The organism is Limnochorda pilosa (assembly GCF_001544015.1).
GTDB classification, from domain to species: Bacteria; Bacillota; Limnochordia; order Limnochordales; family Limnochordaceae; genus Limnochorda; species Limnochorda pilosa.
Window position 1 is genome coordinate 427889 of the sequence record NZ_AP014924.1, and the last position, 20120, is coordinate 448008.

Consider the following 20120-nt stretch of genomic DNA (forward strand, 5'->3'; position numbering starts at 1 on the left):
AGCAGGTGGTGCCGGGGTTGTCGTCGCTTGGTGGGTGGTGCCCTGACCGCGCGGTTCATGCGCCTTGGTTGACGGGGATGGCCTGTCGCGGGTGGCTGGCTCCCTGGAGACGTGCATGTCGCTGGGCCTCGCCCTGGAACACGCCCTGGAACAATGGAAGCGGAATCGAGGAAGAGTGCGTGAAGAACCGTATCCCTGACCTGCGTCTGATGAGAGTCTGGCGTGATGAGTTTCGCGGTTATGACCTGGGCAAGCTCCGCAACGACCTGCTGGCTGGCATCACCGTGGCCGCCGTCGCTCTCCCGCTCGCGCTGGCCTTTGGTGTAGCTTCCGGGGCCACGGCGGCCGCCGGATTGGTGACGGCGATCCTGGCAGGCCTCTTGATCGGCGGGCTCGGCGGTGCTCCGCACCAGATCTCCGGTCCCACCGGTGCCATGTCGGCGGTGTTGATCGTGCTGGCGAGCCGCTATGGGCTGGAAGGGGTCTGGGTAGCCTGCCTGATAGGCGGCGTCTTGTTGGTCTTGATGGGCCTGTTCCATCTGGGACAGATCGTCAACTTCATCCCCGCGGCTGTGATCACAGGGTTTACCAGCGGCATCTCCGTCATCATCTTCGTGGGGCAGATCGACAATCTGCTCGGCGTGCAGACGCCCGCTGCCGAGAACACGCTGCTGAAACTGATTCAATATGCCCGCCTCGATTACGTGCCCAACCCGGCGGCGCTCGGCCTGGGTCTCCTGGTGATCCTGATCATGGTTCTGTGGCCCAAGCACTGGAATGCTCGCTTTCCGGGCTCGCTCCTGGGCCTGGTGGTCGCCACCGTGACCTCCATGGTCCTGGAGCTTGATGTACCTGTGATCGGGAACATCCCTCAAACGCTTTGGTTGGATGATCGCCTGGCGGTCGCACGCATCCCTTGGGATCATCTCGGCGAGCTGATCGCTCCCGCCCTCTCCATCGCCGCGCTGGGAGCCATCGAGAGCCTGCTGTGCGGTGCTGTCATTGGACGGCAGACCGGCGCGAAGCTCGATGCCAGCCAAGAGTTGATCGCGCAGGGCGTGGGCAACATCTTCATCCCCTTCTTCGGAGGCGTGCCAGCCACCGCCGCCATTGCCCGGTCCAGCGTCGCTGTGAGAAGTGGCGGAGCCACGCGGCTTACCAGCGTCACGCACGCTGCGGTGCTCTTGCTCGCAGCCCTGCTCTTCGCTCCCACGCTCTCGAGAGTCCCCCTGGCCGCGCTGGGCGGTGTCCTGGCCGTGACAGCCTGGCGGACCAACGACTGGGCCGAGATTCGTGACATCTTCCGTCACGGATTCAAGAGCGCCATCTCCACTTTCGCCATCACCCTCGTGGCCACCGTCCTGCTCGACTTGACTCAGGCGATCATCTTGGGCGTGGGCCTTTCGGCGTTGATCTTCGTCTTCCAGAGCAGCCAGACCGAGGTGACCTACGCGCCGGTCTCCGTCGACAAGATGCGCAAGGCCGGCTACGAGATGCGCCACCAGGGCGACCGCATCCTGGTGGTCTACATCGTGGGGCCGGTCTTCTTCGGCACGGTGAGCACGCTGAACGGTGCGCTCGCGAAACTGGATGGATACGAGGACGTCGTGATCAGCTTGCGCGCCGTGCCACTGGTCGACACGAGCGGCATCAGCGCCCTGGCGGACGTGATCGATCGCCTCGAGGGCCGTGGTCGGAGGGTCTACCTGAGCGGCCTGACCAGGCCCGTTCGTTCCTACCTCGAACGCGCCGGTGTGATCCAACGCTTGGGTGCGGACCGGGTGTACTGGAGCGCGGACCAGGCCATCGTCGCCATCGACCACTACCGGGCCGCACTCGCCGGGCAAGCGCAGATGGGTTGACGTCCGCCCGCTTCACCGGCTGCCTGGGCGGGCGCAGCTCCATCGCCGTTCGATGCCGAGCACTGCGGGGGTGGACTCCGACGCGCTCCCCGGTCGTGCCAGTGGGCCTTGCCGAGAGGATCGAAGGGCTGGTCGATGACGGGTAGGTTGAACGACCACTGGGACTCCACGTGATCGTAGAAGAGCTCGTCCGAGGTGACGCTTCGGAGACAAACGGCTCGCTGGGCCCAGGCGGTGGCGTTCGACTCAGTCGCCCCCCGTTCGTCCTTTCGGGTAGGAGAGGAGCCCCTCGCCGCCGCAGGAACTCCCTCCCAGGAAAGCCTTCGGCCGAATCGAAGGAAAACCTCGAAGGCGGGATTCCAGAGCCGTCTCGGCCTTTGGCCCCGGGAGTGGCAGCCTTGGACGTCCTGTCCTACTGGAGGCCGGACAACTACCGGCAGGATCGGCGTTTCGGCTTCCGCTACCATCTCAACCAGGGGAGGCGGGCTCTACCGCATTTACGACGGGCGTTGCCAGCTCTGCGGCACGGGTCCCGGCAGACGCCTCGGCGCGGAGATCAGCCGGGCCCATCACGTGATCTGGCTCTCTCGGGGCGGGGAGGACGCGCTGGAGAACCTGGTGCTCCTCTCCCCCAACCACCACCGGAGCGTCCACGCGGTGGACGCCGCCTTCGACTACCGCGGCCCATCCTTCCTCTTCCCGAACGGGGTGAGCGAGGAGGTGCGGATTAACCGCCCTCTTCCGGCCTTGCTGTGAGCAGGGCTCTTTCGCTGGTTGCACATCACCGCTTGTGCCATTCGTCGCAAACTGGCCCTTGCGCCCCCGCTGGCGTTCTGGTAGAATGAACCAAGAAAGTTTCATTGTGAAAAAAACTCTGGGGTGTCGGGCCCAGTGCGAAGGAGCAGTCTCACCAGCACCAGTTTCATCCGGTCGTACAACGCCGCCTCCATCCTCAGGACCATGCACGAGGAAGGCGCGTGCACCCGGACCTCTCTGGCCCGGACCACCAAGATGAGCCCCGCCACGGTATCGCGGATCATCGGCCAGCTCATGGGGCACGGCATCGTGCGCGAGGAGAGCCGCATCCCGTCCAGCGCTGGCAGGAAGCCGGTGCTGCTGCGCATCGATTACGCCAAACTGCCCATCGTCGGGGTGGAACTCAGGCGCAACCCGGCGACCATCCTTCTCTCGAACCTCCGCGGCGAGCGCCTGGAACGGCGATCCTGCCAGCTCGGAACCCTGGAATCCGAAGGGCTCATCAGCGAGCTTGCAGGGTGCATCGACCGGCTGATCCGCGACAGCGGCCTGGAGCGCGCGCAGGTGCTGGGCGTCGGGCTTGCGGTGTCGGGCGTGGTGGACCACGAGGGCGGCCGGGTGGTTCGATCCCTCGACCTGGACTGGCATGACGTGCCGGTGGCTGCAGTGCTCGGGCGGAAGCTGGGTCTCCCGGCGCTGGTGGAGAACGACGCGAACGCCGCCGCCCTGGCCGAGCTCCAGTTTGGAAGGTACTCGGAGACGACCAGCTTCATGTACCTCAAGACCGAAACGAGCGTCGGTGCTGGCATCGTCCTGCAGGGAGAGCTTCTGAACGGGCCCGGCGGCATGGCAGGTGAGATTGCCCACGTCCCCGTCATCCGAGGGGGACACCCCTGTCCGTGCGGGCAACGGGGGTGCCTCCAAACCTACCTCAACGTGCCGGACGTGCTGGCGCGCTACCGTTCTCTCACGGGAGAGGCCGTGGAACGGGAGACCTTCTTTGAGCGCGCCCTCGGCGGCGACCCCACGGCCCGGCGCCTGGTCGACGAGGCGGCCGAGGCGCTGGCCGTGGCGTCTTCCTTCGCCGGGGCGCTCTTGGATGTGAACCTGGTGGTCGTGGGAGGGGTGTGGGGGACCTTCAGCCCATCCTTCCTTCAGCGGGTCGAGGAGCGCTTCCAGGCCGTGGGGGATCGGACCGGACTCAACAAGAAGGTGGCGGTCCGGGGCTCGTCCCTTGGCGACGACAGCGACCTGATGGGCGCCATCGGCCTGGTGAGCGACCGCTGGTTGAATCCCTATGGCTCTGTGCCCGTCGCGGGCCGGGCCGGCGAGAGGAGGGGCATGCTTCTGGGGGCGCGGGGGCGTCCCCTGGCAAGCGCACGGCAGGACGATCTCTACCTGTCAAGGGGGGAAACGGAATGAGTCATGCCCGGAAACGCATCATGCTGGCCGGCTGGCTGGCCGCGGCACTGCTGGCGGGCGCCGTGTGGACGAATGCAGGTGCCCTCGCGCAAGGGCAGCAGGGATCCCAGGAACCCGTCGTGCTCACCGTCCTCAACTTCCTGGACGCGACCGGCCCCGGAACAGAGCGGGAGATCAAGGAGATCTGGAACGCCTTCGAGCGCAACAACCCAGACATCAAGATCGTCCGGGAAGATCTCTTCCTGGAGCCCTTCCACCAGAAGACCGAGGCCTACGCGGCGGCCGGCAGGTTGCCCGACGTGTTCTACATGTGGCCGGGCGGCCGGTCCATGACGCTGCACACCCAGCGGCTGGCGAAAGACCTGGGGCCCTTCGTGGAGCCGATGCGGGACGAGTTCTCAGAGGCTGCGCTGGTGCCTCAGGCCGGCGGCTACCTGGCGATGATTCCCTTCGGCCTGTCTTCCAGCCACGTGATGTATGTGAACACGGCCCTCCTCGACAGCCTGGGGCTGCAGGTGCCCAGGACGTATGAGGAGCTGAAGGCCATGGTCCCCACGCTGCGGGCGGCGGGCAAGGAGGTCATCCTCATGGGGGCCCAGGACGACTGGGTCGTCCAGTCCACCCTGTTCAGCATGATCGTGGGCAGGCTGGTGGGCGATGAGGGCATGGATGCGATCCTGGCCGGTAAGGCCCGCTTCACCGACGAGCCCTTCGTCAAGGCGCTGGAGTTCTACGCCTCCCTCTTCGAGGACGGCGTGCTCAGCCGGCGCATCTTCCAGACCGGCTATAACGAGGTCAACCCGCTCTTTGCCCAGGGCAAGGCACCCTTCCTGATCGATGGCGACTGGAAGGTGCGCAACTTCCTCACCGATCCGAGCACGGACGAGGCACTCATCCCTCCGGCGGAGCAGAAGCACATCCGGATGACCATCTTCCCGGCCATTCCGGGCGAAGTGACCCACAACTCCACCTCCATGGTGCAGGGCGACGGCTACGGCATCAACGCCAAGATCCCGACGGGCTCGCGCAAGGAGGAGGCGGCGTGGCGCCTGGTCCAGTGGCTGACCTCCACAGAGGCGCAGAGAGTGCGGATGGAGACAGGCTCCGCCTTCCCGTCCCGAAAGGGCGTGACCAGCGACAGGCTCGAGCCGCTGGCCCAGGAGCGCTCTCAGTTCTACGGAGGACTCACCGGGACCTACGTTCTCGACAACGTCCTCGACCCCAAGGTCTACGTGCCGATCAACGTAGGACTGCAGGAGATCGGCCTCGGGATCTCGTCTCCTCGGCAGGTGGCAGAGTCGGTGCAGAAGGCCTTCGACGCATGGAAGGCCTCGCAGCAGTAGCGTAGCTCACGAACCGGAGCGGGGTGGGAACGGCTCACCGGCCCGCCCCGCCACCGCTCCGCCCAGAGCGGCGCCAGCAGGAGGCGATGCCCGTTGAGCTACTCCGCCAGAGCCGAGACGCGCCACGCGTACCTGCTCCTCGCCCTGCCGGCCGTGATCGTCTACCTGGCGGTCATCGCCTTTCCGACCGTCTTTTCCTTCGGCCTGAGCCTCACCGACTACAAGGGCGGGCCCCTCTTCGGTGGCCTGAACGCCATCCGGTTCGTGGGCATCGACCACTACGTGAAGATGTTCGGGGACCGCTTCTTCTGGATCTCCCTGCAGAACAACGTCTACATCATCCTGGTGTCGGTCTTCGGCCAGATCCCCATCGGCTTCACCGTCGCCTATGTGCTCTACCGGAAGCTGGTGGGCATGCGAGACCTCTTCCAGACCATGATCTACCTTCCGACGGTGATCTCCACGATCGTCATCGGGGTTCTGTGGCGCTCCTTCTTCTCGCCCTACGGCCCCTTCACCCAGCTGATGGAGCTCATCCGGCCCGGATGGGACAACACCCTCTTCCTGAACCCCAGCACCGCCATGATCCCCGTGCTCTTCGTCATCCTGTGGATGTACACAGGCACCTACCTCATCATCTTCCTCGCGAGCCTTCAGAAGATCGACCCCCAGATCATCGACGCGGCCAAGATCGACGGGGCAAGCGAGTGGCAGGTGCTGGGCCGCGTGGCCCTGCCTTCGCTCTCGGGGGTCATCCTCACCACCGTGATCCTGGCCATCTCCGGCTCGCTCAAGTCCTTCGACCTGCTCTTCGCCATGACGGCAGGGAACCCCGCCCGCAGGACGTCGGTTCTGGCCCTATACATGTATGACAACGCCTTCCGGGGATCTCCGGACTACGGGCTGGCCAACGCCGTCTCCACCTTCATGGTGATGCTCAGCTTCGCGCTCGTCCTGATCCTGGTGGTACTCGAGAAGCGCTGGGGGGGCGGGGAGTGATGGGGGTGGTCGTACCGGCCGGCCAGCACAGGCGCCCGACGGGAGGAGCCGGCCTCCGCCGGGGGGAAACCTCCCCGCTGGCGAAGGTCCTGCTCTACGGGGTGCTGGTCCTCTTCACGCTTGCCACCGTCTTTCCGCTGCTATGGCTGGTCATCAACTCGTTCAAGACCACGCAGGCCTTCCAGATGGACCGGCTGGGCCTGCCCGAGCGGTGGGTGGTGGAGAACTACGTGCACGCCTGGAGCATCGGGGAGTTCGAGACGCTCATTCTGAACAGCGTCGTCTACACCTTCGTCTCCACGCTGGCGGCCATCCTTCTGTCGGCGGCGGCGGGCTTCGCCTTCGCCAAGCTGAGGTCCCGATGGACGCCGCTCCTCCACGGAAGCTTCGTCATCGGTATTCTGCTCACGATCCAGTCGATCATGGTGCCGCTCTTCCTCGCGGCCAACATGGTGCACCTCTACAACAGCCGGGTGGGCGTGCTCCTGGTCTATACCGGCATCAGCCTGCCTATCGGCATCTACCTCTTCACCGCGTACATCCGGAGCATTCCCGACGCCATCGTGGAGTCGGCGCGTGTGGATGGCGCGAGCTACCTCACCATCTTCCACAGGATCGTCTTTCCCATGACCCGACCGGTGGCGGCCACCCTGGCCATCATCAACATTGCCACCATCTGGAACGAGTTCATGCTCATCAACATCCTGGTGTCCGACGACGCGCTCAAGTCCCTGCCCGTGGGGATCCTCAGGTTCTCGGGCGCCCTCTCTTCCGACTACGGGAAGCAGTTCGCCGCGCTGGTGATCGGCATGCTGCCCATGGTCCTTTTCTACCTCGTGTTTAGGAAGCAGATCGCGAAGGGCGTTTCGGCCGGAGCGGTCAAGGGCTAGGCGACAGGAACGCATCCGAGCTTCCCAGGAAGGAGATCTTCATGCCCGCAGGTTTCGCCGTTCGGGGCGTGATCGAAGGATTCTACGGCACGCCCTGGACCCACGCGCAGCGCGTCTCCCTCATGGATTTCCTTCGGAGGCACGGCTACAATCTCTACGTCTACGCACCCAAGGACGATCCATACCACCGGGCGCAGTGGCGCTCGCCCTACCCGCCCGAGAAGCTGGCGGAGCTGGCGGAACTGGCCGAGGAAGCCCGCTCGGCAGGCGTCGCGTTCTGCTTTGCTGTGAGCCCGGGTCTGTCGCTGCGTTACGCCGACGAGGGGGAGGTGGAGCTCCTCTGGCGGAAGCTGGCCTCTCTGGCGGAAGCCGGCGTGAGGCACTTTGGACTTCTCTTCGACGACATCCCACCCGGGCTGCACCATCCCCAGGACCAGGCCCGCTTCGCCTCTGCCGCCGAGGCCCAGGCGCATGTGGCCGGCGTGCTGCTCGAACGCATCCGAAGGGAGGTGCCACCCCTGCCTGAGGGGTCGGGGCTCCCCAGCTCGCAGCTCTACTTCTGCCCCACCCACTACCGCGGGGATCCGGACTCGCCCTACCTCCGCCGCCTGGGCGTGCTTCTCGACCCAGAGGTGCAGGTCTTCTGGACGGGCCCTCGCGTCTGCTCCCGGGAGCTGGCGGTGGAGCACACCCGGGCCGTCGGCCAGGTCCTGCGCCGCCCGCCCCTCTACTGGGACAACTACCCGGTGAACGACGGCATGATGACCGCCGAGCTGCACATAGGACCCTACACCGGCCGGGACCCTGGGCTGGCCGAGGTGGCGTCAGGCGTGGTGCTCAACCCCATGCCCCAGTACACGGCCTCGAGGTGGGTGCTGGCAGCGGCCGGCCCGTACCTGACCGCCCCCGCCGACTACGATCCTGAGGCCGCCTGGGCGCGGGTCTGGGAGTCCGTGGCCAGGGGCCTTTCCCCCGACCCGGGCCCACTTGCGGCCGCGCTCCTCCACTTCGGGCAGGCGAACCTGGAGAGCCCCATTCACTCGGGGCCCCCGGACGAGCTCATCCAGCCCATCGCCCGTTTCCTCGAATCTCCGATGGAGGAGCGGATGGCTCACGCCGTGGACCTGGAGGCTCTCTTCCGCCGCATCCTTCGGGAGCGCGACCTCCTGAGCGCCTCCCTACCGGCGGAGACCCTTCTCGAGCTCGAGCCCTGGCTGGACGAGTACGGCCGCTGGGCCGAGATCGGCCTCCAGGCCCTTCGCGTGACGGAGGCGGTGGTCCAGGTCGCCTGGACGCCCCTCTTGGAGGAAGGCGAGCCATCCGTGCCACCGGCCCTCCATGCCGCCGCCCGTCTGGAGCAGGAGCGCCTCCGCACGCTGCTGGAGGCTAGCCTCCGCTTCCGCACCCGGGTGATGGGGGACACCATCCGGAACCTGGCCGTTCGGGTTCTTCAGGCCAGCGAGGGGTACTTATCCTGAACGCCTTGCGAGCAATGTGTCTGCCCGTTCGGGCGGGCCAAGTTCTGGGCCCCGCATTCCGGTGCGCCGGAACAACCGGCTATCTCGAGCAGGTGGAATTCCTGCCCCCGCAAGGGCCAGCCACCCACGGGGAAGCGAGCCTTGGGTCGTCAACCGCGAGGTTGACGGCTAAGCGTAGGCAGCGCGACGACCAGGCCGCAGCTCGCAAGGGCGAAGGGATCGAGCCTCGTTACGGTTATGGACCGAGGGCCGACGGTGTCGGAATGGCCGGAAGGCAGCAGTACGCGCTCGGTAGGGCGAGAGCGCGGGAGACCTCGGCGGGGTCGGAGACCGCGGCATGGCGGAAATCGAGATAGTACGGGAACCGGGAGGCCTCCCGGCGTCGCGCGCCGCGCGTACGCCCCACCCGACAGGCGAAGCCGAAGGGCGGCGGAAGCGCCGGGCGGGCGCCCTCTGGGCGCAGAGCCCCTCATAAGTACTCCGAGCACGGGAGAGCCGCGTGCATGGGGAAGGAGGGGCACGATCTCAAGCGTCCAGAACCCAAATCGCCTCCACGCAGAGGGAGGACAACGATGAACGAGGGACTGGAACGTATCGCGCAGAGGGCCAAGGCGGACCGGAGGTGTCGGTTTACCGCCCTGGCCCACCACCTCACGGAGGAGTTCCTCCGTGAGACCTGGCAGGGGCTCAATCGGAAGGGAGCCCCCGGAGTCGACGGCGCGACGGCAGCAGAGTACGCCGCGAACCTGGACGCGAATCTGAGAATGCTCGTTGACGGGATGAAGCGGCGATACTACCGGGCACCCCACGTGCGCAGGGTCTACATACCGAAGGCGGGCAACCTGGAGAAGCTCAGGCCGCTCGGGGTACCGACGGTCGAAGACCGCCTCCTTCAGGCGGCGGTCGCTCACATCCTGTCGGCGATCTACGAGGCGGACTTCCTGGAATGCTCGTACGGCTTCAGACCGGGACGGACGGCGCATCAGGCGCTGGCCGCCCTCCGCAACGAGGTGATGTTCGGCGGGGCCCAGTGGATCTTCGAGGCTGACATTCGCGGCTTCTTCGACCACCTGGACCACGACTGGCTGATGCGCATGCTCGACCTCCGGGTTGGTGACCCGTGGATCCTACGCCTCGTCCGCAAGTGGCTGAGCGCCGGGATCCTCGACCACGGGCAGGTGACGGTGCCAGAGGAGGGCACCCCGCAAGGGGGACCGATCTCGCCGATCCTGGCCAACGTCTACCTGCACTATGCCCTCGACCTCTGGTTCGAGAAGGTCGTGCGTCCACGCTGCGTGGGGAAGGCGACCCTGATCCGCTTCGCTGATGACTTCGTCGTCTTCTTCCAGAGCGAGACGGACGCCAGGCGATTCGCGGCGGCCTTGCCGGCGCGGCTGGCGAAGTTCACCCTCACGCTCGCCGAAGAGAAGACGAACCTGCTTCCCTTTGGGCGGCGGCACTGGCGGCTCGGGCAGAGCCACCCGTACCACTTCGACTTCCTTGGATTCCGCCACCACCTCGGGACGGATCGCAAGGGCCGCATGGCGGTCGTACGCATCCCGTCGCCGAAGAGCGTGCGGAAGTTCCTCGCGGAAGTGAAGGAGCGGCTCAGGCAGCACATGCACGACCGACCGCAGGACCAGCAGGCCGCGCTGGCAGCAAAGCTCCAGGGCTTCTACCAGTACTTCAGCCTCTGGCACACGTATCGGAAACTCTCCGTCGTGCGGCGAGAAGTGCTGAGGCTCTGGAAGTGCATACTGGAGCACCGTAGCCAACGCGGAGCCCGAACATGGGCGCGCTGAGAGCGGCACCCGTGGTTCACCCTACCGGTGCCGAAGCTCCTGCACCGGACCGTCTGGCGCGAGAGATCGGGGAGCCCGGTGCGGGAAATCCGCACGCCGGGTTCTGAGGGGGAGGACGGGCCGAAGTCGCCATGCCGGTTCACCAAGGGCACCGCGCCGAAAGGTGCGGCAACGGAGAATGGTGCTATGGCTACAGCGGCGAGGCCCGCCTCTACCCACCCACCCTTTCCCGGCAGGATCCACGGAGTTTTGCATAGAAGCGTCTCGTAAGTCGGAAACGCTGCACGATAATTGGCGCGAGGGGCGCGAGACCCGCGATTGCGGTTTCGCTGGGGCAGACAGGACTGCGGCTGCCGGATGCGAAGCTTCTCCCCCGAAAGCGGGGGAGGACCAGTGGATCCCAGCCGAGAGCGTTTCGCCATTCCTCATGGAGGAGCGGCGGTCCTGCTGGCCCGCCTCTGCCAGCAGCTTCGAATCCGTCCCATCGTGAACGCCATGGTCCGGTGGGATCCCACTCAGTGCAAGGTCTCGCCGGGAACGCTCGTCGTCGCCCTCACCCTCAACCTCCTGCTGGACCGGGAGCCCTTGTACAAGGTGAAGGAGTTCTACCGCCGGCGCGACCTGGGGTTGCTCTTCGAGGAACCGGTGGACGTGGAGGCCTTGAACGACGACGCCCTTGGGCGGGCTCTCGATAGGCTGGCCGAGATCGACCTTCCCCAGATCCTCCAGACCGTAGGGCTCTCGGCGGTCCACCTGGGTGAGATGGAAGTGCGCTCCGTGCACGCCGACACCACCTCCGTCTCGGTCTACGGCGGGTTTGGGCCAACAGAGGGTGACCGGAAGTTCCTCGAGGCACACCCGGGCAAAGAGCTGGTGAGGATCAGCCGAGGTTACAGCAAGCAGCATCGACCCGATCTGAAGCAGTTCATCACCGGCCTGGTGGTGACGAGCGACGGGATGCCCATTCTGGGTACCATCCGCGACGGGAACCTGAACGACCAGATCTGGAACCGGGAGATCCTCGAAGCGCTGAAGACCAGCTTCCTGGACCCGCGCCGGGTGGTCTACGTGGCCGACTCGAGCCTTGTCACTACCAAGAACCTGGATCTCATGGCCCAATCGAAGGTGCGGTTCATCTCCAGGCTGCCGGAACGCTTCAAAGCATGCGATGAGGTGAAGGCCCAGGCATTCGCCGAGAACCGCTGGCAGCCCATCGGGGTGCTGGCCAAGACCCGCAGGGACGGCGCGTACTACCAAGGGGTCTCCTATCTTCACCCCATCGACGGGCGCCCCTACCGGCTGACGGTGATCCGCTCCTCGGCCCTGGACGGGCGCAAGAAGAGGAAACTCGACAGCGTCATCGGCAAGGAGCGGGAAGAACTGAGCAAGGCGGCCAGGGAACTCATGCGGCAGCGTTTCAACTGCCGGGCCGACGCCGAGGCAGCCCTTGCCTCCTTCCAGGAGAGCTACCAGGACGCCCTGCACACGTACAAGGGGCAGGTGCTCGCCTACACCGAGTTTCTACGGCCCCGGGGCAGGCCGCGCAAGGAGGTGGTCTACCCCAAGAAGACCCACTACCAGGTGGAACTCCGGCTCTTCGCACCGAGCGAGGAGGCCAAGAAGGCGTGGCTCGAACGGGAGAGCGCCTTCGTCTTGATCAGCAACCTCCCCGAGGAGGAATGGAGCGACACCGCCCTCCTGGAGGAGTACAAGGGCCAGACCAAGGTGGAGCAGGGCTTTCGGGTGTACAAGCACCCGATCCTCGCCGAGGGCATCTTTCTCAAGAGCACGCGCCGCGTGGAAGCCTTTGCGTACGTGGCGACGCTCGCCCTCATGGCTGCCGCCTTCCTGGAGTATCGGGTGCGGCGGGAACTGAAAAAGCGCAAGCGGAAAGGGCTCCGCCTCCTGCGAGGCGACCGCGTCGTAGAACGTCCTGCCAGCCGGGCGCTCCTGGAGGAACTCGCTTACATCCACATCCTTTGGCATATGACTCCCGAGGGCTACGGCCGCTATCTGCAGACCGACCTTCCGAAAGAACACCTCGACATCCTCGATCTCGCCGGCTTTGGGACGGAAATCTACGTTACGCCGATGACCGAGGTTTGAAGTCTCGTTGCTCCTAAAAAAGGCCGGTGCATGACTCGAAGGGTGCGGAATGTGCGACAGAACACATAGAGAGCAACGTTTTTCATCTCGCAAGGAAGGAGATTCCTTCCGAACGGCGTATCGTATATCAGACAGCATATGGAGCTGTGCTCCGTGGGTGCCCAGTTGCGAACCGGTGACGGAGGTGCTGACGTGCACAACGGCTTTCTGGTCCACGCTGCAGGCGACTCGGTGGGTGTAGCCGTAGTCGACATCGAGCCCGGCACTGCGCACGGCGTGATCCAAGAGGGTGGGCAAACCGTTGAGGTGGAGGTCGTCGAGCCCGTTCCTCTGGGGCACAAGGTCGCCTTGCAGGACATCGAAGCGGGCCGGTTGGTCACCGAGTACGGTGTTCCCATCGGAAAGGCGACCCAGGCCATTCGCGCAGGTCAGCACGTGCATACCCACAATCTGAAGAGCGCGAGGTGGGCCTGATGGGAGAGAGCTTTCTCGGTTACCGGAGGCCGAACGGCGCCCTGGGCGTCCGCAACCACGTGGCCATCATCCCCGTGGACGACATCTCTAACGCGGCGGCCGAGGGGGTGAGCCGGATCATCCAGGGCACCCTCGCCCTCCCGCACCCCTACGGGCGGCTCCAGTTCGGGGCGGACCTGGAGCTCTTCTTCCGCACCCTCATCGGCACGGGCGCCAACCCCAACGTCGCGGCGGCGGTGGTCATTGGCATCGAGCCCAACTGGACCCAGCGGGTGGCCGACGGCATCGCCCGCACGGGCAAGCCCGTGGCGGCCTTCCACATCGAGCGGTCGGGAGACCTGAAGATCGTCGAGCAGGCGGCCCGAGCGGCCAAGGAGTTCGTGCACCAGGCGTCCGAGCTGCGGCGCGAGGAGGCGCCCGTGGCGGAGCTGGTGATGAGCATCAAGTGCGGCGAGTCGGACACCACCTCGGGGCTCGCCTCCAACCCCACGGTGGGGAAGGCGGTCGAGCGCGTGGTGGCGGCCGGCGGGACCGTCCTCTTCGGCGAGACCTCGGAGCTGACGGGCGGCGAGCAGATCGTGGCCGAGCGGATCAAGGACCCCGCCGAGCGCGAGAAGTTCCAACGGATCTTCGACGAGTACCAGCGGGCGATCCTGGAGCAGGACGCGGACCTCCTGGGATCCCAGCCCACCCAGGGCAACATCGCGGGGGGACTCACCACCATCGAGGAGAAGGCGCTGGGGAACATCCAGAAGATCGGGAAGGCCCAGGTGGACGGTGTGCTGGAGATGGCCGAGGAGCCCCGGGGGCGTGGCCTCTACTTCATGAACACCTCGTCGGCGGCCGCCGAGGCCATCACCCTCTTCGCGGCCGGCGGGGCGGTGCTGCACCTCTTCCCCACGGGGCAGGGGAACATCGTGGGGAACCCCATCGTCCCCGTGATCAAGCTGAGCGCCAACCCGGTCACGGTGCGCACCATGAGCGAGCACATCGACCTGGACGTCTCGGGGATCCTCACCCTGGAGGAGAGCCTGGAGCAGGCGGGCGACCGGCTGATGGACCTCATTCTGCGGACGGCCTCGGGCCGCAGGACGGCCGCCGAGGTCCTGGGCCATCGGGAATTCGTTCTCACCAAGCTCTACCGGAGTGCGTGAGGGCGCGCCCGGACGAGCGAATGGCAGACCTTGCACGGCATGGAGGCATGCCTTGGTGGGTCGGGAGACAGGGGGTGACGTCGTGGCCAGCGACGGGAGGGCTTCGGCCACGGGGGAGCTGGCGACGGAGGAGCCGCTGAAGGTGCAGCGGTTCCCCAACCTGACCGAGCAGGCGTACCACCTGCTTCGGCAGGAGATCCTGAGCAGGCGCCTGCGAGCGGGCGATCGGCTGGTGGAGCGGACGCTGGGCGATCGCTATCGATTGAGCAAGACGCCCATCCGGGAGGCCATCGCCCGACTGGAACGAGACGGCCTGGTGGTGATCGTCCCCTCGCAAGGAGCCGTGGTTCGGCGGCTCGCACTGGGCGAGGTGAAGGACCTCCTCGAGTGCCGGCAAGCCCTGGACGCCTTCGCCGCCCGTCGGGCGGCCGAGCGGATCCAGCGTGAGGACGTGGTTGAGCTGGAGCAGATGCTCGTTGCCGCGGAGCGCGAACGGGTGAACGGATCGCCGGAGCGGTACCGGGAGCACGACGCCGCATTTCACGCCCGGATCCGGGAGATGGCCAGCAACGCCACCCTCCTCAGGGTCATGGAGAGCCTGGAGTCCCAGGTTCGCCTGGTGATGACCAGCACCACGGGCCTGCCGGGGAGGGTGGGAGCGTCCATGGAGGAGCACCGGCGGATCCTGGAGGCCTTGCGCGCGAAGGACCCCGACGCCGCAGCCCTGGCGGCTTCGGAGCACGTCGCCCGCATGTTGGAGGCGGTGGAGGAGTACTGGCCCGTGATCGAGCGGGGCGACATCTAGGAAGCCGGGTCCGTCCCAGGAAACCCCGGGGAGGGAGGCGACGCGGTGCGCGTCCGCAAGGTGGAGACCAGGCTCCTGGAGGCGCCGCTGGCGGAGCCGATGGGCGGTAGCGCCCGGCGCCCGCCCATTCGGTCGCGGCGGTTGCTGGTGGTCCGGCTCGAGACCGACGAGGGCGTGACCGGCTACGGCGAAAGCTACGGGACGCCCCGGTCGGTGAAGGCCATGGTGGAGGAGCTCTATGCCCCCTTCCTGCTGGGGGCAGATCCTCTGTCAGGCGATCCCCTGGCCCGGATGCAGCGGGAGGGGGTGGGCTACCACGGGCCCAAGGGCATGGTCTACGAGACGCTCAGCGCGGTGGACACGGCACTCTGGGACCTGAAGGGGAAGGCCCTGAACGCACCTTTGTCCACGCTCCTGGGCGGCGCCATCAGCGGTACGGTCGACTGCTACGCCGCCAGCGTCTACCTGGGGAGCGTGGAGGAGGCCGAAAGCCAGGCGGCCCGCTTCGCCGAGGCCGGTTTCCGGGCCATGAAGGTGAAGGTGGGGCAGGGACTGGAGCGCGATCGGGCGGTCTTCCGGGCGGTGCGCCGGCTCGTGGGCGAAGGGACCACCCTCATGGCCGACGTGAACGGGGTCTACGACGTGAAGACGTCGATCCGCCTCGGGCGGAGCCTGGAAGAAGACGGCCTCTACTGGCTGGAGGAGCCCGTCCCCGTGGAGGACGTGGAGGGCTACGCTCAGGTGGCCCGGGCCCTCTCCTGCTACGTGGCGGGAAGCGAGGGCGAGTACACCCGCCACGGCTTCCGGGAGCTGATCGAGCGGGGCGGGGTGGACGTGGTGCAGCCCGACGTGACCCGCTGCGGCGGGGTGACCGAGACCTGGGCCGCCGCGACCCTGGCCTCGGCCTACCACCGCCGCTTCTCGCCCCATTGCTGGAGCTCGGTCTTCGGCTTGGCCGCCTCCACCCACCTGACCGCCGCCGCCCCCACCGGTCTCACCGTGGAGTACGACGCCCATCCGAACCCCTTGAAGGACGCGCTCGTGGGTGCTCAGCTCAGCGCCGTGAGCGGCCGGCTGCCGGTGCCCGCAGGTCCGGGCCTGGGGGTTCAGGTGGACGAGGAGGCGTTCGAAAGGCTCACCCAGTGGGTGTCGGCTGTAGGAGGTTAGGTGAGCGCCGCGGAGGATCTCGCGGATGATCTTGCAGGCAGGCGAACTCAGAGGGCGAGGAGGGCGGGCCTCTTGGAGATGTTCATTGGCGGTAGATGGACCTCCTCAGGCGAGCAGGTGGACGTTCGAAGTCCGTACGACGGTCGCGTGGTGGGCCGCGTGCCCCTTGCCGGCTCTTCCGATGTCGAACGGGCCATCGCATCAGCAGTACGGGGCACGGCCGTGATGAGGGATCTGCCGGCCCACGAGCGGAGCGCGATCCTGAAGAGGACCGGCGAACGGCTCATGGAGCGCCTCGATGCCATTGCGGACCTGCTGAGCCGTGAGGTCGGGAAGACCATCAGAGAGGCCAGGGCGGAAGTCCAGCGGTCGGCGGGCCTCTTCTCCTGGGCCGCCGAAGAGGCGAAGCGTCTTTCCGGCGAGACCATACCCTTCGATGCTGCGCCGGGCGCGGAGGACCGCATCGGATTCTTTCTCAGGGTCCCAGTGGGGGTCGTCGCAGCCATCACACCGTTCAACGTACCGCTGGCCCTGGCAGCCCACAAGCTCGCACCGGCGCTTGCAGCAGGGAACAGTGTGCTCTTCAAGCCGACGACGGCCACGCCGCTCGCAGACCTGGAACTGGTCCGGGCGCTGGTGGACGCGGGACTCCCGCCGGACGCGATCAATGCCGTCACGGGACGTGGTTCGACGGTGGGGGACGCCATCGTCTCGGCGCCGCAGGTGCGCATGATCACCTTCACGGGGAGCCGCGAGGTCGGCCGGAGTCTCACATCCAGAGCCGGGTTCAAGAAGCTCACCATGGAACTCGGGGGCAACGCCCCCTGCGTGGTCCGGCCATCCGCAGATGTCTCCCGCGCAGCCGGGGCGATCGTACGGGGCGGCTACGCCATTGCGGGTCAGAACTGCATCTCGGTTCAGCGGGTGCTCGCACATTCTGCGGTCTACGCCCCGTTGATCGACGAGGTTGCGGATCGAGTCAAGAAGCTCCGGAGCGGAGATCCGCTCGATGAAGCGACGGACATGGGTCCGGTCATCAACGGGGCCGAGGCTGAGCGCATCGAAGAGTGGATCCAAGAGGCCGTGGGGAAGGGTGCCCGGCTGGTTACCGGGGGCCACCGGGAGGGGACGCTGGTCGAACCGACCGTCCTGGCTGACGTACCGCTCGACTGCCGCGTTTCCACCGAGGAGCTCTTTGGCCCGGTCGTCGCGTTCTACCGGGTCGACGACCTCGAAGAGATCGTCAGGATCGCCAACGGGGTGGACTACGGCCTTCAGTCTGGCATATTCACCCAGGACGTCGACGAGGCCTTCTGGCTGGCCCGACGGCTTGACGCCGGAGGCGTCTGGATCAACGACGTCTCCACGTTCCGCGTTGACTTCATGCCCTACGGCGGGATGAAGGGAAGCGGTTACGGACGGGAAGGTGTCCGGTTTGCGATGGAGGAGATGACCGAGATCAAGGTAATTGCCTGGCGTCTCAGGGCTCCGCAGATGTGAGGGGGTGATGGGAACCTAGCCAGTGCTAGAAACCTGAAGCGTCGTGGCTTCGTTGACGTTCGGACGGAACGTGATTCTCGACGGCGAGTTCGTACAAGAGGGAGGGATAGTTGAATGCGTCGTACCCCCATGGGGTGGATGGTCCTTACGCTCGCCCTATGCCTCAATCTCTCCTCCGTCGTCACTGCCCAGAGCACCCAGATCACGTTTCAGATGCTCCTGCAGGGCGGTGACATCGTCGCCAATCAGATCCGCGACATCGTCGCGCAGTTTGAGGCCAAAAATCCGGACATCGATGTTGACATCGTGTTCGTGCCGGGGACCAGTGGCGATCTGCACACCCGGTTGGTGACCCAGTTTGCCGCACGCGACCGGACCGTGGACGTGATGAGCATCGATGTCATCTGGCCGCCCAGCTTCGCACGGGCCGGATGGCTCGAGCCTCTCGACTCGTACGTTGATTCGGAAGACGTCGCACGCTACACGCCTGGAGCGATTGACGCTGTCACCATCGATGGCAGGCTATACGCCATCCCCTGGTACTACGATGTCGGGCTCCTCTACTACCGAACCGACCTGCTAGAAAAGTACGGCTTCGAGCCACCGACTACCTGGGACGAACTCAAGGCTCAATCGGCTGCCATCACCCGGGGCGAGGGCGATCCGGTTCTCAATGGCCTCTTGTTCCAGGGAGCGCGCATCGAAGCGCTCACCGACACCTACCTTGAGATGCTTTGGGGTATGGGCGGTGACGTCTTAGGCGAGAACGGGCGGGTGATCCTGGACGATGGCAAGGGACTGGCTGCGCTCGAGTTGCTCCTGAGCATGGTGAACGAAGGGGTGACACCTCGGGGGATCGTCGAACAAGCAACCGACACGACCCGACTCAACTTCCAGGCCGGTCGCGCCGTCTTCCTCCGCAACTGGACGTATGCTTGGGCGCTCTTCAATGGCAGCGACTCGACTGTGCGCGGGAAGGTCGGGATCTCCACCCTTCCCAGCAACGCTGGGTACCCCACTGCGAGCACGCTCGGTGGATGGTTCCTGGCCATCAATGCGACCTCGGACAGCAAAGAGGCGGCGTGGCGGTTCGTGGAGTTCATGACCGATACGCAGGCGCAGAAGCTAATGGGCGCCAGGCTGAGCTACCTGCCTTCGCTCCTTTCCGTGTACGGGGATCCCGAGGTCCTCGATGTCAACCCACAGTTCCAGGACCTTCTGCCCGTGGTCGAGTCGGCGCGTGCCCGACCCGCAGTGCCCGAGTACGCGGAGATCTCCGCCGCTATGCAAACCGCGCTTAACGCGGCGCTGGCCGGGCAGATCAGGGCAGAAGAGGCAGTCCAGCGGATGGTGCAGGATATTCGGCGCATTCTCGGTCGATAGGAGGGGGCGGCGGATGTCTGAGACGTCGGCGGAACGGCAGGTGATCGACGCTGAACGCCAGCGAGCCTTAGAACGGCAAGGGAACCGGCGCCGGATGGGCGGCTCGGAGGGCGGCTTCGCCGCCCTCCTCCTAGGCCCTACCGTCGCCTTCCTAAGCATCTTTGGACTATTTCCGCTGGGTCGGAGCGTTTGGATGAGCTTGAGGAGCTACAAGTTGAGTCAGCCGTGGACCGGTTTCCCCTTTGTCGGGCTGCAGAATTACCTTCGGATCTTTTCGGACCATGCGGTGATGGACGCCATCCGCGTCACCTTGGTCTACGTGCTAGTCACGGTCACGTTCCAGGTGATCTTCGGTCTCGTAATCGCGCTCCTGTTGCATCCCCCCTACCGGGGTCGAGGTGTGACGCGAACACTTATGCTCCTGCCCTGGACTCTTTCGCCCGTGCTGGCTGGGGTCATGTGGAGCTGGATGTTCAACAGCTCGCATGGGGTGATCAACGACCTCTTGATCCGCCTGGGACTCGTCTCGCTGGAGCAACCGATCCTGTGGTTGGGTGACCCCGACCTCGCCCTCTGGAGTGTGATGGCCGCTGCCGTGTGGGGTGCTAGCTCCTACTGTGCTCTGCTCCTGCTGGCGGGTCTGCAGGGGATCCCAGACGAACTCTACGAAGCGGCGCGCATCGACGGCGCCTCAGGTATGCGCAGTTTCTGGACCATGACGCTTCCGCTGCTTCGCCCGGCGGTCATGGTCGCAGTAACCCTTCGCACACTCGGCGCGTTACAGGCTTTCGACCTGCCCTATGCCATGACCGGAGGCGGTCCCGGTAACGCAACGCAGACCCTACCCATGTATATCCACCAGTACACATTCGGCTTCCTTGACTTCGGTTACGGTTCGGCACTGGCCGTCGTTTTAATGCTGATCGGTCTTACTCTGGCCATAGTGTACGTCAGGGCGCTCTCGAGCGAGGAGGCGTGA

Annotated in this window: 16 protein-coding genes; all 16 read left to right on the forward strand. The window is 65.9% G+C overall.

The annotated features are described in order from the left end of the window. The first annotated feature begins 179 nt into the window (after window positions 1-179). The 16 genes from LIP_RS01960 to LIP_RS02035 all read left to right on the forward strand — a co-directional run bounded on the left by LIP_RS01960 (window position 180) and on the right by LIP_RS02035 (window position 20120). On the forward strand, window positions 180-1862 hold the full coding sequence (locus LIP_RS01960; RefSeq protein WP_198409649.1) for a SulP family inorganic anion transporter: 1683 nt from the start codon (window positions 180-182) through the stop codon (window positions 1860-1862). A gap of 234 nt (window positions 1863-2096) precedes the next feature. Beyond that, window positions 2097-2618 carry an HNH endonuclease signature motif containing protein gene (locus tag LIP_RS18280; RefSeq protein ID WP_231699368.1) on the forward strand — a complete coding sequence of 174 codons (522 nt, stop codon included), beginning with the start codon at window positions 2097-2099 and terminating at the stop codon, window positions 2616-2618. A gap of 135 nt (window positions 2619-2753) precedes the next feature. Then, the gene (locus LIP_RS01970) at window positions 2754-4040 is read left to right on the forward strand and encodes an ROK family transcriptional regulator (protein ID WP_068133636.1); all 1287 of its coding nucleotides are present in this window, start codon (window positions 2754-2756) and stop codon (window positions 4038-4040) included. After that, complete coding sequence (locus tag LIP_RS01975; RefSeq protein WP_068133639.1) at window positions 4037-5383, forward strand: ABC transporter substrate-binding protein; 1347 nt, start codon at window positions 4037-4039, stop codon at window positions 5381-5383. The genes LIP_RS01970 and LIP_RS01975 overlap by 4 nt, the downstream gene beginning before the upstream one ends. 93 nt (window positions 5384-5476) lie before the next feature. Next, a complete protein-coding gene (locus LIP_RS01980; protein WP_068133642.1) occupies window positions 5477-6382 on the forward strand; it encodes a carbohydrate ABC transporter permease in 906 nt (301 codons plus the stop codon). Further along, window positions 6382-7272, forward strand: a complete 891-nt coding sequence (locus LIP_RS01985; protein WP_082726540.1) for a carbohydrate ABC transporter permease — start codon at window positions 6382-6384, stop codon at window positions 7270-7272. Before LIP_RS01980 ends, LIP_RS01985 begins: the two co-directional genes overlap by 1 nt. A gap of 41 nt (window positions 7273-7313) precedes the next feature. Beyond that, a complete protein-coding gene (locus tag LIP_RS01990; protein WP_068133644.1) occupies window positions 7314-8750 on the forward strand; it encodes a protein O-GlcNAcase in 1437 nt (478 codons plus the stop codon). A 572-nt stretch (window positions 8751-9322) separates the two neighbouring features. Further along, entirely contained in the window at window positions 9323-10552 is a 1230-nt protein-coding gene (ltrA, locus tag LIP_RS01995; protein WP_068133647.1) for a group II intron reverse transcriptase/maturase, read from the forward strand. Window positions 10553-10945: 393 nt separating this feature from the next. Next, window positions 10946-12658, forward strand: coding sequence for an IS1634 family transposase (locus LIP_RS02000; RefSeq protein WP_068133651.1), 1713 nt, complete (start codon window positions 10946-10948; stop codon window positions 12656-12658). A 192-nt stretch (window positions 12659-12850) separates the two neighbouring features. Beyond that, entirely contained in the window at window positions 12851-13132 is a 282-nt protein-coding gene (locus tag LIP_RS02005; RefSeq protein WP_068133656.1) for a UxaA family hydrolase, read from the forward strand. Then, on the forward strand, window positions 13132-14286 hold the full coding sequence (locus LIP_RS02010; protein ID WP_068141363.1) for a UxaA family hydrolase: 1155 nt from the start codon (window positions 13132-13134) through the stop codon (window positions 14284-14286). The genes LIP_RS02005 and LIP_RS02010 overlap by 1 nt, the downstream gene beginning before the upstream one ends. Window positions 14287-14368: 82 nt before the next feature. Beyond that, on the forward strand, window positions 14369-15091 hold the full coding sequence (locus tag LIP_RS02015; protein ID WP_144440285.1) for a GntR family transcriptional regulator: 723 nt from the start codon (window positions 14369-14371) through the stop codon (window positions 15089-15091). A gap of 45 nt (window positions 15092-15136) precedes the next feature. After that, window positions 15137-16258 carry a mandelate racemase/muconate lactonizing enzyme family protein gene (locus LIP_RS02020; RefSeq protein ID WP_068133664.1) on the forward strand — a complete coding sequence of 374 codons (1122 nt, stop codon included), beginning with the start codon at window positions 15137-15139 and terminating at the stop codon, window positions 16256-16258. Beyond that, window positions 16259-17758: an aldehyde dehydrogenase family protein gene (locus LIP_RS02025; protein ID WP_198409651.1), complete on the forward strand. Its 1500-nt coding sequence runs from the start codon at window positions 16259-16261 to the stop codon at window positions 17756-17758. A gap of 114 nt (window positions 17759-17872) precedes the next feature. Continuing rightward, window positions 17873-19141, forward strand: a complete 1269-nt coding sequence (locus LIP_RS02030) for an ABC transporter substrate-binding protein (protein WP_082725732.1) — start codon at window positions 17873-17875, stop codon at window positions 19139-19141. Window positions 19142-19154: 13 nt separating this feature from the next. Continuing rightward, entirely contained in the window at window positions 19155-20120 is a 966-nt protein-coding gene (locus tag LIP_RS02035; protein WP_068133669.1) for a carbohydrate ABC transporter permease, read from the forward strand.

Excerpts from the sequence above, each read along its gene's own strand:
- LIP_RS01975 (WP_068133639.1), top strand. The coding sequence starts at position 4,037 with ATGAGTCATGCCCGGAAACGCATCATGCTGGCCGGCTGGCTGGCCGCG.
- LIP_RS01985 (WP_082726540.1), top strand. The coding sequence starts at position 6,382 with ATGGGGGTGGTCGTACCGGCCGGCCAGCACAGGCGCCCGACGGGAGGA.
- LIP_RS01990 (WP_068133644.1), top strand. The coding sequence starts at position 7,314 with ATGCCCGCAGGTTTCGCCGTTCGGGGCGTGATCGAAGGATTCTACGGC.
- ltrA (WP_068133647.1), top strand. The coding sequence starts at position 9,323 with ATGAACGAGGGACTGGAACGTATCGCGCAGAGGGCCAAGGCGGACCGG.
- LIP_RS02010 (WP_068141363.1), top strand. The coding sequence starts at position 13,132 with ATGGGAGAGAGCTTTCTCGGTTACCGGAGGCCGAACGGCGCCCTGGGC.
- LIP_RS02030 (WP_082725732.1), top strand. The coding sequence starts at position 17,873 with ATGCGTCGTACCCCCATGGGGTGGATGGTCCTTACGCTCGCCCTATGC.
- LIP_RS02035 (WP_068133669.1), top strand. The coding sequence starts at position 19,155 with ATGTCTGAGACGTCGGCGGAACGGCAGGTGATCGACGCTGAACGCCAG.